This window comes from uncultured Agrobacterium sp. (assembly GCF_913777885.1).
GTDB lineage: Bacteria > Pseudomonadota > Alphaproteobacteria > Rhizobiales > Rhizobiaceae > Agrobacterium.
On the sequence record NZ_CAJYTV010000018.1, the window covers coordinates 278,407 to 295,751 of the forward strand.

The 17,345-nt window shown below is 56.7% G+C and carries 12 protein-coding genes; 5 read left to right on the plus strand and 7 right to left on the minus strand.

All coding sequences use genetic code 11. From position 1 onward, the window contains the following. Positions 1-773 precede the first annotated feature (773 nt). Positions 774-4,577, plus strand: coding sequence for a vitamin B12-dependent ribonucleotide reductase (locus QZ869_RS18145; protein ID WP_296106373.1), 3,804 nt, complete (start codon positions 774-776; stop codon positions 4,575-4,577). A gap of 122 nt (positions 4,578-4,699) precedes the next feature. Here the strand turns inward: QZ869_RS18145 and QZ869_RS18150 are convergent, their stop codons facing one another. The 7 genes from QZ869_RS18150 to QZ869_RS18180 all read right to left on the minus strand — a co-directional run bounded on the left by QZ869_RS18150 (position 4,700) and on the right by QZ869_RS18180 (position 12,325). Further along, a complete protein-coding gene (locus QZ869_RS18150) occupies positions 4,700-5,848 on the minus strand; it encodes a hypothetical protein (protein WP_296106375.1) in 1,149 nt (382 codons plus the stop codon). Continuing rightward, positions 5,845-6,360, minus strand: coding sequence for a DUF4365 domain-containing protein (locus QZ869_RS18155; RefSeq protein WP_296106377.1), 516 nt, complete (start codon positions 6,358-6,360; stop codon positions 5,845-5,847). The genes QZ869_RS18150 and QZ869_RS18155 overlap by 4 nt, the downstream gene beginning before the upstream one ends. Positions 6,361-6,499: 139 nt before the next feature. Beyond that, positions 6,500-6,838 carry a hypothetical protein gene (locus QZ869_RS18160; protein ID WP_296106379.1) on the minus strand — a complete coding sequence of 113 codons (339 nt, stop codon included), beginning with the start codon at positions 6,836-6,838 and terminating at the stop codon, positions 6,500-6,502. Positions 6,839-7,011: 173 nt separating this feature from the next. Continuing rightward, positions 7,012-8,619 carry an ABC transporter ATP-binding protein gene (locus QZ869_RS18165; RefSeq protein WP_296106380.1) on the minus strand — a complete coding sequence of 536 codons (1,608 nt, stop codon included), beginning with the start codon at positions 8,617-8,619 and terminating at the stop codon, positions 7,012-7,014. Position 8,620: 1 nt separating this feature from the next. Next, positions 8,621-9,751 (minus strand): ABC transporter permease, encoded by a 1,131-nt coding sequence (locus QZ869_RS18170; protein ID WP_296106382.1) that lies wholly within the window; start codon positions 9,749-9,751, stop codon positions 8,621-8,623. Continuing rightward, a complete protein-coding gene (gene oppB, locus QZ869_RS18175) occupies positions 9,744-10,667 on the minus strand; it encodes an oligopeptide ABC transporter permease OppB (protein ID WP_296017268.1) in 924 nt (307 codons plus the stop codon). Before oppB ends, QZ869_RS18170 begins: the two co-directional genes overlap by 8 nt. Before the next feature lie 59 nt (positions 10,668-10,726). Continuing rightward, positions 10,727-12,325 carry a peptide ABC transporter substrate-binding protein gene (locus QZ869_RS18180; RefSeq protein WP_296034711.1) on the minus strand — a complete coding sequence of 533 codons (1,599 nt, stop codon included), beginning with the start codon at positions 12,323-12,325 and terminating at the stop codon, positions 10,727-10,729. A 377-nt stretch (positions 12,326-12,702) separates the two neighbouring features. Here QZ869_RS18180 and QZ869_RS18185 point away from each other — a divergent pair, with 377 nt between their 5' ends. From QZ869_RS18185 to QZ869_RS18200, 4 genes are all read left to right on the plus strand, one after another. Further along, positions 12,703-13,500 (plus strand): DeoR/GlpR family DNA-binding transcription regulator, encoded by a 798-nt coding sequence (locus QZ869_RS18185; protein WP_296106385.1) that lies wholly within the window; start codon positions 12,703-12,705, stop codon positions 13,498-13,500. Positions 13,501-13,572: 72 nt separating this feature from the next. Continuing rightward, positions 13,573-15,090 (plus strand): glycerol-3-phosphate dehydrogenase, encoded by a 1,518-nt coding sequence (gene glpD / locus QZ869_RS18190; RefSeq protein ID WP_296106387.1) that lies wholly within the window; start codon positions 13,573-13,575, stop codon positions 15,088-15,090. Positions 15,091-15,177: 87 nt separating this feature from the next. Further along, the gene (locus tag QZ869_RS18195; RefSeq protein ID WP_296106389.1) at positions 15,178-16,260 is read left to right on the plus strand and encodes an ABC transporter ATP-binding protein; all 1,083 of its coding nucleotides are present in this window, start codon (positions 15,178-15,180) and stop codon (positions 16,258-16,260) included. Between the two features lie 12 nt (positions 16,261-16,272). After that, the gene (locus tag QZ869_RS18200) at positions 16,273-17,343 is read left to right on the plus strand and encodes an ABC transporter ATP-binding protein (protein WP_296034704.1); all 1,071 of its coding nucleotides are present in this window, start codon (positions 16,273-16,275) and stop codon (positions 17,341-17,343) included. Positions 17,344-17,345 lie beyond the last annotated feature (2 nt).

Sequence of the window (17,345 nt, forward strand, 5' to 3'; positions counted from 1 at the left end):
CTGCTGACCTCAACTTTACTTGAGGAATTACCACATGGCGATCAACCGTCCAAGGAGAGCCTACATGTCGTCGCGCCTGCGACCGTAAGGGCCATCTACTCAAATGCTTAGAGGAGAGAGCTGCACAGACCGCTAGATGTAGTCGTAGGCCTGTGCATAAAGGCCGCTCACGCTACAATTGGCTGTAGAACGACATCCCATGTTGCCGCTTGGCAACATCGAGAATCTTCCCGGAAACGCTCGATTTCACGCCCTGCGCTGCGACAGGCAAGCTTCACGCAAGGTAAGGGCATAGCTCTCATTCTGTGCAAGTCACTGAAATCTATAGAGGGTTTTTCTTTCCCCGTTTTCCACAACCTATCCACACCATATCTTGTGGTAAATAAACACTTACAAACTAGCACTTGACGGAATCGGCTCGTTTTCTAAAAGTAGCCCCACGTTGCGGCGGCAACGGAATCGGCAGGTTCATCTGCGGTTCTTTCCTGTATCTGTTCACGCGTTGTCTTGCGTTCCAACCATGAGGGGTGAGGAACGTGAGGGCGTGTCCATGTGTCGGGGATGCTGCCAAAACGTGCGGCGGGGTCTGGCAACAAGAAACTGTTAATACTATATATAGTATGCTTGCGGCCATAATAACCACGACATAAGGGAACGACATCCAAAGATGAACGTTTCCAACTCATCGGCGAACAACTGGTGGCGCATGGCCCATGCGACACCGGAACGATATTTTGCGCCCGACCAGGCGCCAACTGACAAGGACACCAACGATGCGCATCGAACGCCGCTTTACGAAGCCCGGCCAGTCGCCTTACGCGGAAATCGAATTCCGCAAGGCCATTAGCGAAATCAAGAATCCGGACGGTTCCGTCGTGTTCCGTCTTGCGGATATTGATGTGCCGGCGCAGTTCAGCCAGGTGGCGACCGACGTTCTGGCGCAGAAGTATTTCCGCAAGGCTGGCGTTCCCAAGGTCCTGAAGAAGGTCGAAGAGAACGACGTTCCATCCTTCCTGTGGCGTTCCGTTGCCGATACGGCTGCCATGAAGGACCTGCCTGAGGCTGAGCGTTATGGCTCGGAAATCGACGCGCGTCAGGTTTTCGATCGCCTCGCCGGCACCTGGGCCTATTGGGGCTGGAAGGGCAAGTATTTCTCGTCCGAAGAAGATGCTCTCGCCTTCCGCGACGAGCTCGCCTACATGCTCGCCACCCAGCGCGTTGCGCCGAACTCGCCGCAGTGGTTCAACACTGGCCTGCATTGGGCCTATGGCATTGATGGTCCGGGCCAGGGCCACTTCTATGTCGACCCCTTCACCGGCAAGCTGACCAAGTCCAAGTCCGCTTACGAGCATCCCCAGCCGCATGCCTGCTTCATCCAGTCCGTTGAAGACGATCTGGTCAACGAAGGCGGCATCATGGACCTTTGGGTTCGCGAAGCCCGTCTGTTCAAATACGGCTCCGGCACGGGCTCCAACTTCTCCTATCTGCGTGGCGAAGGCGAAAAGCTTTCCGGCGGCGGCAAGTCCTCCGGCCTGATGAGCTTCCTCAAGATCGGCGACCGCGCAGCTGGCGCCATCAAGTCCGGCGGCACCACCCGTCGTGCGGCCAAGATGGTCGTCGTCGATGCCGATCACCCGGATATCGAAGCCTATATCGACTGGAAGGTGAACGAAGAGCAGAAGGTTGCTGCCCTCGTCACCGGCTCCAAGATCGTCGCCAAGCACCTCAAGGCCATCATGAAGGCCTGCATCAACTGCGAAGGCGATAACGGCGATTGCTTCGATCCTGCCAAGAACCCTGCCCTGAAGCGCGAAATCCGCGCTGCCAAGAAGGATCAGGTTCCGGAAAACTACATCAAGCGCGTCATCCAGTTCGCCCAGCAGGGTTATAAGGATATCGAATTCAAGACCTATGATACCGACTGGGATTCGGAAGCCTACCTGACTGTGTCTGGCCAGAACTCCAACAACTCCGTTTCGTTGAAGGACGATTTCCTGCGCGCTGTCGAAAGCGACGGCGACTGGAACCTCACCGCCCGCCGCGACGGCAAGGTGATGAAGACGCTGAAGGCACGCGACCTGTGGGAAAAGATCTCGCATGCCGCTTGGGCCTCTGCCGATCCGGGCCTGCACTTCAACACCACCATGAACGACTGGCACACCTCGCCTGCCGCCGGTTCCATCCGTGCATCCAACCCATGCTCAGAATACATGTTCCTGGACGATACGGCCTGCAACCTTGCTTCGCTGAACCTCCTTCAGTTCAAGGACGCCGCTACCAAGAAGATCAACATTGCCGATTACGAGCACGCCGTTCGCCTGTGGACCGTCGTTCTCGAGGTCTCGGTAATGATGGCGCAGTTCCCATCGCGTCAGATTGCCGAACGCTCTTACGAATACCGCACACTGGGCCTCGGCTACGCCAACATCGGCGGCCTGCTGATGTCGTCGGGCATTCCTTATGACAGCGACGAAGGCCGTGCGATTGCAGGCGCCCTGACCGCCATCATGACCGGCGTGTCCTACGCGACCTCTGCCGAAATGGCAGGCGAGCTTGGCCCATTCCCAGGCTTTGCGCCGAACCGCGACAACATGCTGCGCGTCATCCGCAACCACCGCCGTGCAGCCCAGGGCCTCGCCTATGGCTACGAAGGCCTGTCGGTAAACCCGGTTCCGCTGATCCATGCCGATTGCACCGATCAGGAACTGATCAAGCACGCCGTTGCTGCCTGGGACAAGGCGCTGGAACTTGGCGAGCAGAACGGTTACCGCAACGCCCAGACCACCGTTATCGCGCCAACTGGTACGATCGGCCTCGTCATGGATTGCGACACCACCGGTATTGAGCCTGACTTTGCGCTGGTGAAGTTCAAGAAGCTCGCAGGCGGCGGCTACTTCAAGATCATCAACCGTGCGGTTCCGGAATCGCTGCGTTCGCTCGGCTACTCCGAAAGCCAGATCGCCGAGATCGAAGCCTATGCTGTCGGCCACGGCAACCTGAACCAGGCGCCCGGCATCAACCCCGGCTCGCTGAAGGCAAAGGGCTTCACTGATGAGAAGATCGAAGCCGTCAACGGCGCGCTGAAGAGCGCCTTCGACATCAAGTTCGTCTTCAACCAGTGGACACTCGGCGCCGACTTCCTGAAGGACACGCTGAAGGTTTCCGACGAGCAGCTGTCCGACATCAGCTTCAACCTGCTGGAGCATCTCGGCTTCTCGAAGAAAGACATCGAAGCGGCAAACGTTCACGTTTGCGGTGCGATGACGCTGGAAGGCGCGCCGTTCTTGAAGGACGAGCATCTGTCCGTCTTCGATTGCGCCAACCCCTGCGGCAAGATCGGCAAGCGTTATCTCTCGGTGGAATCGCACATCCGCATGATGGCGGCGGCACAGCCCTTCATTTCGGGTGCGATCTCCAAGACGATCAACATGCCGAATGATGCGACGGTGGAAGATTGCGGCGCAGCCTACATGCTTTCCTGGAAGCTGGCGCTGAAGGCCAACGCCCTTTACCGCGATGGCTCCAAGCTTTCCCAGCCGCTCAATGCTTCGCTTGTCGAAGATGAGGACGACGAGGACGCCATGGAAGAGCTGCTGGCTCAGCCACAGGCAGCCCAGGCCGTCACCATCACCGAAAAGATCGTCGAGCGCATCATCGAGCGCGTCGTTCGCAGCCAGGAAAAGCTGCCGACCCGCCGTAAGGGTTACACCCAGAAGGCCAAGATCGGAGGTCACACCATCTTCCTTCGCACCGGCGAATATGACGACGGTCGTCTTGGCGAAATCTTCCTTGATATGAACAAGGAAGGCTCGGCACTGCGCGCCTTCATCAACAACTTCGCAATTTCCGTGTCGCTCGGCCTGCAATATGGCGTGCCGCTGGAAGAATATGTCGACGCCTTTACCTTCACCAAGTTCGAGCCTGCCGGCATGGTGACGGGCAATGACGCGATCAAGAACGCCACGTCGATCCTCGACTACGTGTTCCGCGAACTCGCCATCTCCTATCTCGGCCGCCACGACCTGGCGCATGTCGATACGTCGGACTTCTCCAACACTGCACTCGGTCGCGGCGTGTCCGAAGGCAAGGCAGATGTCGTCTCCAAGGGCCTGACCCGCGGCTACAAGCCAACGCTCGTCTCCAACAATGGAAGCGAACGCGCCTCCGCGGAAATCAAGGGTTCTGCAACCGCAGCCCCTGCCCGCGCCTCGGCAAACGTGACAGCCATCTCCGGCAATACAGCCCGCAAGCTGGAGGCGACCGTTTCAGTCGCCACCTCGGACGTCGTCGCCTTCAAGCGTGACTATGAGGAACGCGCCCGCGAACTGGCCGAAGAGATTGCAGAAGAAGTCACCGAAACCGAACAGAGCGCCACCGGCCTCTTCTCGGACAAGGCGGCTGCGGATGCCGCCACTGCCAAGGCCGACGCCAAGAAGGTGGAAAACGAACGCCGCATGCGCTCGATCGCCCAAGGCTATACGGGCAACATGTGCTCCGAGTGCCAAAACTTCACGATGGTTCGGAATGGAACTTGCGAGAAGTGCGACACCTGTGGCGCAACGAGCGGCTGTAGCTGATGGACTAAATGAGATGAGGCGGCTCGAAATATTCGAGTCGCCTGCCCTAGCTAATCTTTTTAGCCTACTTCCGCTATTCCGCGCTAAACAAGGGATCAGGGGTATGTAGCCTTCGCCTCTTGTTACGAGATTAGATCAAGATCGGTCTCCTGAGGAGTAATTATAGCTATATCACGAGCATTTTCGAGGATAAGGCGCTGACCTTGACGTTGCAAATCACCTTGGACGCTTATCCACTTCCGCCCTTCTGCCGCCTCGTATATCAGCGCACGGTCTCCAGGTGTGAATTTCATGCGAACTTTTCGTAGTGCCCCGGCTAAAACAGTCTCCACGATCACTGAGCCTTCAGACTTTTGCGATGGATCGGAGATAAGTGTAACAAGCCCTTCAATTGTGAAATTTGGCTCCGCCTCCTGACTAGCTAGCAGCACTGATGCTTCCGTCAGGACTGCAGCATCCTCTCTCCGCAGCGATAAATTCACTACTTTATCTTTTGGGGCGGAGGGACTCCATGCTAGCCCCACATCCACTCCGTCTCCCTCGGCAGCCAGTCGCGCTAGCGCCGCGCAGAAATTGGAACTGATGCCGGATTTATAAGAGTCAACAATTGGTTGAGCGCCCTGCACCACAGACTTTCTAAGGGCCCTTTCTGTGGCTGAAAGTGCCGCCGCCAACGAGTTAGTGACTCGTCGGCCAAATGATGGTTCGCTCAGATCAAGCGATACCTGATTTCCAGAAGAGAAGTCCCATGGACTGAGGACGTTCAACACAAAGCTGCCTATTTGCGTTTGGCCCAGCCGGACATTTCCAAGATAGTCATTTACCTCGTCGAAACTGCGGCCTCTCCAACTCCTACGGGGTATGTTAGACGCCGCGGCGTTAGCTGCCGCACGCAACAGATTTTTTGACTCTGCGTGTAGATCAATTCCCGCTGAAAATCTAATCGAGCCATAGTCGTCAGCGTCGGGAGACCTCACCTTAACTACATCAAAAGGCGCCATGTACAGATCGGTCATAACTTCGTTTGATCGACGTTCCTCATACTCGGACAAATCTTCGATCAGTTGACGCATTCTGATGACGAAGTCGCGAGTGCTTGGCGACGTAGGTAGAAGTAGCTCCTGTTCATTGTCGTGTTTCGTTCGACGAAACAGAGCACCATATTCGCCTACCGAACCGATATGTAAAAAACCGCGCATTCGCAGCCAGCCAGCAACATCCCTCGGAGACAGTGATAAAAGACCTGACTGCTCGACGAATCCGGTTCTCACTGGCCCACCTCCTGTTCCTGGTTGATGGCATCATAAGCCTTTTGCATCATAATCTGGAGCGCTTGCACGTCGAAGATTTGGCTTCGGGGAATCGAGATTGTGACTGATGTTTCGTTTCGAACAGGAGGCGAGCCTCTTAAATCAACCCAATAGGCACACCTTTTAATCAACAATGAATTTTCGTCAGACACTAACCAGTCCAGCTCTGCCGGCTCGAGTACAAGAACAACGAGGAAGTGGAGAGCAGTTGATACACTTGTCCGAAGATCATCATAATTCTTTATAGGAAGCGGAAATGAAATTTCATTTTCCTTCAAGCAGTCCCTTGAGGTAGACTTTAACTGAAGATCTACGGAAATCTTACTACCACTGATCGGCCGCACCGTGGCGTCAATGCTTTGTTTGTCGACATGGAGATGGATTATTTGACACCCCGCACGTGCCGCAACTGCGGTAACATAGGCTACTGACAAGCGCTCCTTGATGTCATTTGTGTGTGTTCTGATAGGCATTAGAGCAACTCGATAAGAACTCAACTAATAAGGGAATCTCATTTTCGCCTTAAAAAATCATGACTGAAATACGCCATAAGACCTAACGTAAAAAGGCCCGCCTAAACGGGCCTTTCTCACCTATTCCGAAAACCTAAAATCAAATCTCCGGACAACCGCGCTGGTTGGCGAAGGTGATGGTGTCGGGGCCGCGGCGGGTGTCGCCTTCGACGACCACGCGGCGTGGCGTCATGCGGACGACTTCAGGATCGCGCAGGCCAGAGGCGCGGGCGGCGGCGCGGGCTTCGCGTTCGCTGCAGCCAGCCATACGTGGAGGACCGCGGCGGTCCAGATCACGATCGCGATCGCGGATGACCGGGCGGACGCCGTCTGGGCCGATCCGCAGCTCGACATCCTGCGCCTTTGCAACGGTAGATACGGCGACGCTTGAAACTGCCATAGTAACAGCAAGTCCTGCAACTTGAATAATCTTTCGCATGTTGCCTCCTCAGTGCCATTACTTCGGCACACGTCAATGTTCACAGCGCTATAACGTCGAGAAGCCTCACTGGTTCCTTTGCAGTAATCTTGGGATGGCAAGCAGACTACAAGAAAATGCCCCGCCGAAGCGGGGCATATACGATCGATAGTACGTATTGCGCTATCACCACCTCAGGCCGCGACATCCGCAGTGAAAGCGGATTTGATCAGCGTCTTGGTGTAGTCGGCAGATGGCGCGTTGAAGATCGCGTCGGTCTCTCCTTCTTCCACGATCTTCCCATCTTTCATCACGATCACGTAATCCGAAATCGCCTTGATGACCGAAAGGTCGTGGCTGATGAAGATGTAGGAAAGCCCGTGCGTTTTCTGCAGCTCGCGCAACAGATCGATCACCTGCCCCTGCACCGAACGGTCGAGCGCCGATGTCGGCTCGTCCAGCACGACGACGTCGGGCTTCAGGATGATGGCTCTGGCAATCGCAATACGCTGGCGCTGGCCGCCGGAGAATTCGTGCGGATAGCGGTTTCTGGCTGCCGGATCGAGGCCGACTTCCTTCAGCGCTTCGATGGCGCGCTTATCCCGCTCGGCGCGGGTCAGTTGCGGTTCGTGAACGAAAAGACCTTCGGTTATGATCTCGCCCACTGTCTGGCGGGGCGAAAGTGATCCATAGGGATCCTGGAACACGAGTTGCAGCCGACGACGCAGGGGGCGCATTGCCTTGCGGTCCAGCCCCGTAATCTCCTTCTTCTCGAAAGTGATGCGTCCGTTGGCGTGGGTTAGCCTCAGAAGCGCGCGGCCAAGCGTCGATTTGCCTGAACCGGATTCACCGACGATACCAATGGTCTGGCCCTGGCGCAGATTGATACTCACGCCATCGACCGCACGAAACACGCTGGCCTTCGACAGGAAGCCACCAGGAATATCGTAATCGACGGTGACATTCTGGCCCGACAGTACGACGGGCGTGCCATCTGCCACCGGCGGCTTGTGGCCGCTCGGCTCGGCATCGAGCAGCATCTTTGTGTAATCCGCTTGCGGGCGCTCGAAAATATCCTCCGTCGTGCCTGCCTCGACCACCTCTCCGCGCCGCATTACCGTAACGCGATCGGCAAAATGGCGCACCACGCCGAGGTCGTGGGTGATCAGCACCACGGCCATGCCGAAGCGTTGCTGCAAGGACTTCAACAGATCGAGGATCTGCGCTTGGATCGTGACGTCCAGCGCCGTAGTCGGCTCATCCGCAATCAGGATATCGGGCTCGTTTGCCAGCGCCATGGCAATCATCACGCGCTGGCGTTGCCCGCCGGAAAGCTCATGTGGGTAGCTGTCGATGCGGCGTTCCGGCTCGGGAATGCCGACCAGCTTCAACAGTTCGAGAACGCGCGCACGCGCCTCGCTCTTGCTGCCGCCGCGATGGTGCAGGATCGGCTCGGCAATCTGCGCGCCGATCCGGTAAAGCGGATCGAGCGAGGTCATCGGCTCCTGGAAGATCATGGTGATCTTCGCGCCACGGATGGTGTTGAGCTCATCGACCGGAAGACCGACAAGCTCGCGGCCACGATATTTCGCCGATCCCTGGATGACACCATTTGAGGCGAGAAGCCCCATAATGCCCATCATCGTCTGGCTCTTGCCGGAACCGGATTCACCGACGACAGCAATGGTCTCACCTTGGCGAACATCGAGGTCGATACCCTTGACGGCATTGACCATGCCGTCCGGCGTGGTGAAATCGACCTTGAGATTGCGAACCGAAAGAATGGTTTCAGATGTCGTCATATCAGCGATCCTTTGGATCGAGTGCGTCACGCAACCCGTCACCCACAAAGTTGAGAGAGAACAGGGTCAACACGAAGAACAGCGCCGGGAAGATCAGAAGCCAAGGTGCCGACTGCATGTTGTTGGCGCCTTCTGAGATCAACGCACCCCAACTCGTCAACGGCGCCTGAACGCCAAGGCCGAGGAAGGAGAGGAAACTTTCCAGCAAAATGACCTTCGGCACGACCACAGTGACGAAAACAACGACCGGGCCGATGGTGTTGGGAATGATATGACGGCGAATGATCTGCCAATCGCTCAAACCCAAAGCCTGTGCCGCACCGACGAATTCCCGTCGCTTGAGTGCAAGCGTCTGGCCTCGGACGATACGCGCCATATCCAGCCATTCCACCGCCCCGATCACCAGAAAGATCAGGATGAAGCTTCGGCCAAAGAAGACGACGAGCACCACGACCAGGAAGACGAAGGGTAGCGAATAGAGAATTTCGACAAAGCGCATCATCACATTGTCTACGCGTCCACCGATGTAACCGGCTGTCGCGCCATAGACGACGCCAATACCAAGCGACACGAGGCTCGCCAGAACGCCGACCGCAATCGAGATCTGCCCGCCAAGCATGACGCGGGCCAGCATATCGCGCCCGTTGGTATCGGTGCCGAAGAAGAAGTATTCGCGGTTCACCTCGCCTTCCAGCTTCAGTGTCCGGCCATCGTCTTCGGTGGCAACGACCTTGGTGTTTTCGAACTCGTTGGCACGGTCGAAATAGCGTGTCGTGCGCGGATCGATGGCGGAGCTGGAGGTCACGGTCGCCGTAAAGGTCTGTCCGCTGACAGCAAACTCCTTCAAGTCAACACGCGCCCGGCTTGCGACGCCTTTCATCACCTCCTGCAGATTGTTCACGTCCGGACGCGGTTCCAGGCTTGGCGGCACAGAGACGTAGGAAGAGAACACCTGATCGTAGGTGTGGGTCAGGAAATGTGGACCGATGAAGGAAAAAAGCGTGATCAGCACCAGCATGACGGAACCCGCCATCGCTGCCTTGTTGCGCCGGAAGCGCATAGCCGCCAGCTGGAAGAGGCTTCGGCTCTCCACAGTGGATACAATTGAAGGATTGGTTGCGATATCAGTCATGTCGGACCCTCGGATCGAGCAGGCCGTAGAGAATATCGACCACGAGATTGAACAGGATGACGAAAATGGCGACGAGAACGACGGTTCCCATGACCAGCGTGTAGTCGCGGTTGATGGCGCCAAGAACGAAGTACCGGCCGACCCCTGGGATCGTGAAGATGGTTTCGATCACCGCGGAACCGGTGAGAAGTGCCGCTGCGCAAGGCGCCAGATAGGAAACGACCGGCAGCATGGCGGCGCGCATCGCATGAAACACCACGACGCTTTTGGCCGGAAGCCCGTAAGCCTTGGCGGTCCGGATATGGTCCATCCGCAAAGCCTCGATCATCGCACCACGGGTCAGGCGGGCAATCACTGCAAGCTGCGGCAGGGCCAGCGCAATCATTGGCAAAATGAGATAGCGTAGCGATCCATCACCCCAGCTACCGGCGGGCAACAGGCCGAGGAACACCGCGAAGACGAGCGTCAGAACGGGTGCAACGACGAAGTTCGGCACTGTAACGCCAACTGTCGAAATCGACATGATGGAGAAATCGAAAGCGCTGTTTTGTCGAAGGGCGGCGAAGGTGCCAGCTGTCACGCCGCCGATCAGCGCCAAAAGCAGCGCGTAGCAGCCAAGCTCCAGCGAATAAGGCAGGCCCTTGCCGATCAACTGAGCGACAGTGTTGTCCTTGTAAATATAACTCGGGCCGAAATCTCCGGTCACCGCATTGCGCAGATAAATTAGATACTGACGCCACAATGGTTCATCCAGATGATAAGTCCTCATCAGGTTTTCCATCGTTTGTGGCGGTAGCGGCCGTTCGAGGTTGAACGGACCGCCCGGCGCAAAACGCATCAGGAAAAAAGAAATGGTGACGACGATGAACAGCGTCGGCACCGCGCTCGCCAAACGGCGCAGAACAAATGAAATCATGGATCTTCAGGCTCCGGGCAAGGCACGGCGGACCCTATGAACCGCCGCGCCAGCGCTGCTTATTCGGAAACGCTCAGAAAGCGGCTCAAATGTTCATTGGCAGCGTTGTCGTGCCAACCCTTGACGCGATCCGATACCAGCCAAAGGTCGGCCTGGGTCAGAAACGGTGCCACCGGCTGTTCCTTCATCAGAATGGTTTCAGCCTCATGCAGCAGCTTGGAGCGGGCTGCCGGGTCCTTTTCCTCGTAAGACTTCTGCATCAATGCGTCATAGTCGGCATTGTTGAACTTCGCATAGTTGAAGGTCTTGTTGGAAGAGATGGAAAGCGCCAGGAAGTTTTCGGCGTCCGCATAGTCAGCAACCCAGCCGGCACGCGCGACATTGTACTTGCCGCCTTCCTGCAGGTAGCCATAATGCGAGGCAACGTCGAGATTCACGAGCGAAACCTTGGCACCGAAAGTGTTCTTCCACATATCGGCAATGGCGGTTGCCACGCGCTCATGGTTCGGGTTGGTGTTGTAGCGGATTTCGATGGAGAGCGGCTTGCCGCCTTCACCGTAACCGGCTTCCTTCATCAGCTTGAGCGCTTCGTCTTCACGATCAAGCTGCGACATGGCGGCGAAATCGGCCTTTGCGGGCTCGCCATAGGAGTCCATGCCGGGCGGCACCATCGAGTAGGCCGGAACCTGCGAACCGCTATAGATTTCCTTTGCGAGGAAGTCGCGATCGACCGCCATGGAAAGAGCCCGGCGAACGCGAACGTCGCTATAAGGCGCCTCTCGCGTATCGAACGTGTAGTAATAGGTCGCAAGTGTCGGCGACACGTGAACCTGTTCGCCATAGGACTTGCGCAGACGATCGAGCTGATCGGCCGAGAAGTTGTAGGCGAGATCCATTTCCTTTGCTTCAAAGCGACGCACCGATGCGGCCTGGTCGTCGATCGGGTAGAAAATCACCTTGTCAATTTTGGTATTGGCTGCGTCCCAGAAATTGGCGTTCTTCACCACCGTCAGGCTGTCATTGGGAACATGAGACTGCAGCGTATAGGCGCCGTTCGAAACCATGACGCCGGGTTTGACGAAGTCATTGCCGTTCTTCTCATAGCTCGCCTTGGAAATGGGAAGCGCGGTCTGGTGAGCGAGCAGCTCAAGGAAGAAAGGCGTCGGCCGCTCGAGCGTAACTTCCAGCGTCTTGTCGTCCACGGCCTTCACGCCGAGCTGATCGACAGGCAATTCGCCCTTGTTGATCTTTTCGGCATTCTTGATGGGATAGAGGATATTGGCGTATTTCGAAGCCGTCTTCGGGTCCTGCACGCGCTTGTAGGAGAACACGAAGTCCTCCGCCGTCACCGGAGAACCATCCGACCACTTGGCATTGTCGCGCAGCTTGAACGTGTAGACGGTGCCGTCATCCGACAGCTTCCAGCTCTCGGCTGTGCCGGGAATGATCTTGCCGGCCGCGTCATAGATCGTCAGGCCCTCATAGAGGTCCTTCAGAATGAAAGCTTCGATATTGATCGAGGTCTGTGCCTGATCGAGGGTTTGAGGTTCCCCGGAATTACCGCGATGCAGAACGGTTTCAGCAAGAGCGGAACTGGCGCCAATCAGAAGCGAGCCAAGAAGAAGTGCGGCCCGTGTTGTCGTTTTAAACGAAATCATTTTTTTATGCTCCCAGACAGTTGAGAGGCCTAAAACAAGGCCATATTGGCTTGACGCGCAACCCCCAATATTTGCAGCCACGTCAAACTTGCCCCTCGAACAGGCACGCGGCGTGGCTGCGCAACAATGCGGCAACGGAAAATATGCTGAAAAAATATCGGGATACGAGGCGCTGTAATCGGTCAAGCTGACTGACAAATTTGCCCCCAATTTCGTAACCGGCTGTGGAAAAAGATGAACCTGAAAGTTCAGATAAGTCTAATCTTCAGAAGAATCCGCTTCTGACAGACGGGTTGTAAATAGCGTCGAAGGACGCTTGAGCGCCTTTCGTTTTCGGTTAAACTGAACCAAAACGAAAAGATTTAGGGGGTCATCGAATGTTTCTCAGCACACGTCAAACTGAGATAATAGAGCTTGCCAAAGCCGAGGGACGTGTGCTCGTCGAAGACCTCGCAACACGCTTTTCCGTTACCCCGCAAACGATCCGCAAGGACTTAAACGAGCTTTGTGAGAACCGCACGCTGAACCGCATCCACGGCGGTGCGATTTTCCCCAACGGTACGGAAAATATGCGCTATGAGGCGCGCCGCTCGATCGCGGCGGCTGAGAAGCAGGCGATCGGGAAGGCTGCGGCAACCATCATACCGCACAAGTCATCGCTTTTCATCAACATCGGCACTACGACAGAGGCGGTGGGGGATGCGCTCCTCGATCATCAGGAACTGATGGTCATTACCAACAACATCAATGTCGCGAACCGGCTGCGGATCTTCCCCTCTATCGAAGTCATCATAGCTGGCGGCGTGGTGCGCGGCACCGATGGTGGCATTGTCGGTGAGGCAGCGGTTGATTTTATCCGTCAGTTCAAGGTCGATTATGCAGTGATCGGCGTTTCCGCCATAGATCCGGACGGCGCGCTGCTCGACTACGACTTTCGAGAGGTGAAAGTGGCCCAAGCCATCATCGCCAATGCTCGCCATGTGATTCTTGCCAGCGACTCAAGCAAATTCGAACGCACTGCCCCGGTCAGAATAGGCCATCTGTCGCAGGTTCAGACTTTTATCACCGACCACTGTCCATCAGATGCCATTAGAGAGATCTGCCGCGAAGCAGGCGTAGAGCTGGTCGAAACAGCTCCACTGAATGGCGACGCTATAGACAATAGTTTCGTTTGACATTCACTTTGAGTTCCTTTTATTTTCTCTTTAACAAAAAAATCGTTCGGCTTGCACGCGCAACATCAGGGAGTGGGACAGGTGGCTCAAGAGGCGGTTCGCGACATCTTCGTGATCGGCGGTGGCATTAATGGCTGCGGCATTGCGCGTGATGCGGCCGGTCGGGGATATTCCGTAACGCTTGCCGAGATGAAGGACTTTGCTTCAGGCACATCCTCCGGCGCCACGAAATTGATCCACGGCGGGTTGCGCTATCTGGAACACTATGAATTCCGTCTCGTGCGTGAAGCGCTGATGGAACGTGAAGTTCTCTGGGCCATGGCCCCGCATATCATCTGGCCGATGCGCTTCGTTCTGCCCTTCCATAAGGGCGGCATTCGCCCTGCCTGGCTGATCCGGCTCGGTCTCTTTCTCTACGATCACCTTGGCGGCCGCAAATTGCTGCCTGCGACAAAGTCGCTCGACATGCGACGCGATCCGGCCGGCAAGCCGTTGAAGCCGCTTTTCACCAAGGCCTTCGAATATTCCGATGGATGGGTGGATGACGCCCGCCTCGTGGTGCTGAACGCACGTGATGCGGCTGATCGCGGCGCAGACATCATGAACCGCTCGAAAGTCACCTCCGTCCGCCGCGAGAACGGTCTTTGGACCATCAACGTCCAGGACATTCAAAGCGGCGAGTTGAAAACGGTGCAGGCACGAATGCTGGTCAACGCCGCCGGTCCTTGGGTGGATCAGGTGTTGTCCAATGCCGCCGGAAAGAACCAGGTTCATAATGTCCGCCTCGTTCAGGGCAGCCACATCGTCGTGAAGAAGAAGTTCAACGACCCACGTGCCTATTTCTTCCAGAACCCCGATAACCGCATCATTTTCGCCATTCCCTACGAAACTGACTTCACCCTGATTGGCACGACCGACCGCGATTATGACGGCGATCCTTCGCAGGTGCGGATCAGCGACGAGGAGACGGATTATCTCTGCAAGGCGGCAAGCGAATATTTCGCCGAGCCGGTAACGAAGGACGATATCGTCTGGACCTATTCCGCCGTTCGTCCGCTCTATGATGACGGCGCATCCAAGGCGCAGGAAGCCACGCGCGACTACGTCTTGAAGCTGGAGCAGAACACCGGCGAACCGCCACTGCTCAACGTCTTCGGCGGCAAACTCACGACCTATCGTCGCCTGGCCGAGCATGCGCTGGAAAAAATCACCGAAGCGATCGGCGCCAAGGGTTCGCCCTGGACGGCAAAAAGCTCACTGCCGGGCGGCGATTTTGCACCGACGGGATACGAGGCCGAAGTGGCAAAACTGAAGGCCATCTACGGCTTTCTCTCGGACCGCCACGCGCGTCGTCTTGTCCGGCTCTACGGAACAAAGGCTGCAGTGATCTTGGGAGATGCGGCCAGTGTGGAGGCACTGGGCAGGCGTTTCGGCGGCGACCTTTACGAGCGCGAAGTCGCATGGCTCATGGAAAAGGAATGGGCCAGAACGAGCGAGGATGTGCTCTGGCGCAGAACGAAACAGGGCTTGCATTTTTCCAGGGAGGAAGCCGCAGCCCTTAACGATTACATGATGACGAAGGCTGCTTGAGACGACTGATTTATACGCGCCGTAACGGCGCTGCATGAAGCATATTGATTGCAGACATCTTGCTGGTGGAGGAGGCCGCGGGACAGAATGCTTGAATTGCGCAATATCGCGAAGATGGTGGGTGGGGATTATCATATCTACCCGACCAATCTCACACTCAAGCGGGGCACGCTGAACGTCCTGCTGGGCCCGACCTTGTCCGGCAAGACATCCCTGATGCGGCTGATGGCCGGCCTCGACAAGCCGACCGAAGGCTCGCTGATGTTCGATGGCACTGACGTGACAGGCAAACGCGTGCAGGATCGCAGCGTTGCCATGGTCTATCAGCAGTTCATCAACTATCCCTCGCTTTCCGTTTACGAAAACATCGCCTCCCCGATGCGGATCGCCAAAAAGGATAGTGCCACGATCGATCGCGAGGTGCGCAAGGCGGCAGAGCTGTTGAAGCTGACGCCCTATCTGGAGCGCACGCCACTCAATCTTTCCGGCGGCCAGCAGCAGCGCACCGCCCTTGCTCGCGCCATCGTCAAGAATGCCAGCCTCGTTCTTCTGGACGAGCCGCTTGCCAACCTCGATTACAAGCTGCGCGAAGAACTACGCGAGGAGTTGCCCAAGATCTTCGCCTCGTCCGGCGCGATCTTTGTCTACGCAACCACCGAGCCTTCCGAGGCACTCCTGCTTGGTGGCAATACGGCAACGCTGAGCCAAGGCCGTATCACCCAATATGGCCCGACCATCGATATGTATCGTAATCCGGTGGATCTTATCTCCGCCAGAACCTTTGCCGATCCGCCCTTGAACATCGTCGAACTGACGAAAGCAGGCGGCTCCTTCCTGCAAAATGGCCAGCCGGCTTTCGCCGTGCCCGCTCATCTTTCCGGAATTGCTGACGGGCCGATGACGGCAGCATTTCATCCACACCACCTTTATCCCGAGCCGACCAACATCAATGCCGTGAAACTTAAGGCAAAGACGCTGGTGTCTGAAATTGCCGGTTCGGAGAGCTTCATCCATCTGGATTTTGCCGGCCACCGATGGGTCATGCTGACACGCGGCATTCTCGATATCGAGCCGGACCGGCAGATCGATATCTATCTCGATACCCGTCACCTGATGGCCTTCGACGTGAATGGCCGTTCCCTTGCCGCTCCTAAGCTTGCTGCCGCGTGAGGAGATAGAGACATGGCACGTATCAGTCTCGACCATATCCGCCACGCCTACAACGCCAAGGCCAAAGCAGCCAACGATTACGCTCTGAAAGAAGTGCATCACGAATGGAGCGATGGCGGGGCCTATGCGCTTCTCGGGCCGTCCGGTTGCGGCAAGACGACCTTGCTCAACATCATTTCCGGATTGATCCACCCGTCGGATGGTCGCATTCTCTTCGATGGCAAGGACGTTACTACCCTGCCGACAGAGCAGCGCAACATCGCGCAGGTTTTCCAGTTCCCGGTCATCTACGACACGATGACGGTCTATGACAATCTCGCCTTTCCTTTGCGCAATCGCGGCGTGGCCGAGCCGGATGTTGATCGTCGCGTCAAGGAAATTCTAGAGATGATCGATCTTGCCGCGATGGCGAAGCGCCGTGCGCGAGGCTTGACGGCCGACCAGAAGCAGAAGATCTCACTCGGGCGCGGGCTAGTGCGCAATGATGTGAACGCCATCCTCTTCGACGAGCCGCTGACGGTCATCGATCCGCATATGAAGTGGGTGCTGCGCTCGCAGTTGAAGCGACTTCACCGCCAGTTCGGCTTCACAATGGTCTATGTCACGCACGATCAGACCGAAGCCCTGACATTCGCGGACAAGGTCGTCGTCATGTATGACGGCCAGATTGTCCAGATCGGGACGCCTGCGGAGCTCTTCGAGAAGCCAAGCCACACTTTCGTCGGTTACTTCATTGGCTCGCCTGGCATGAATGTGATGCCGGTTTCTCTGAACGGCGCACAGGCAACGGTCGGCGACCAGACAATTGCACTGTCCTCTGCGCCAAACGTCAGCGCGGGTGCAAAAACCGAACTTGGCATCCGTCCCGAATTCATCTCGCTTGGTCGCGACGGCATGCCGGTCTCGATCAACAAGGTGGAGGACATCGGTCGGCAGAAGGTCGTACGCTCCAGCTTTGCGGGACAACCGCTGACCATCGTGGTGCCGGAAGATGGTGAGATTCCCGCAGACCCGCGCGTGACTTTCGATCCAAAAGCGATCGGCATTTACGCCGATAGCTGGCGCGTCGGAACAGGAGCCTGAGC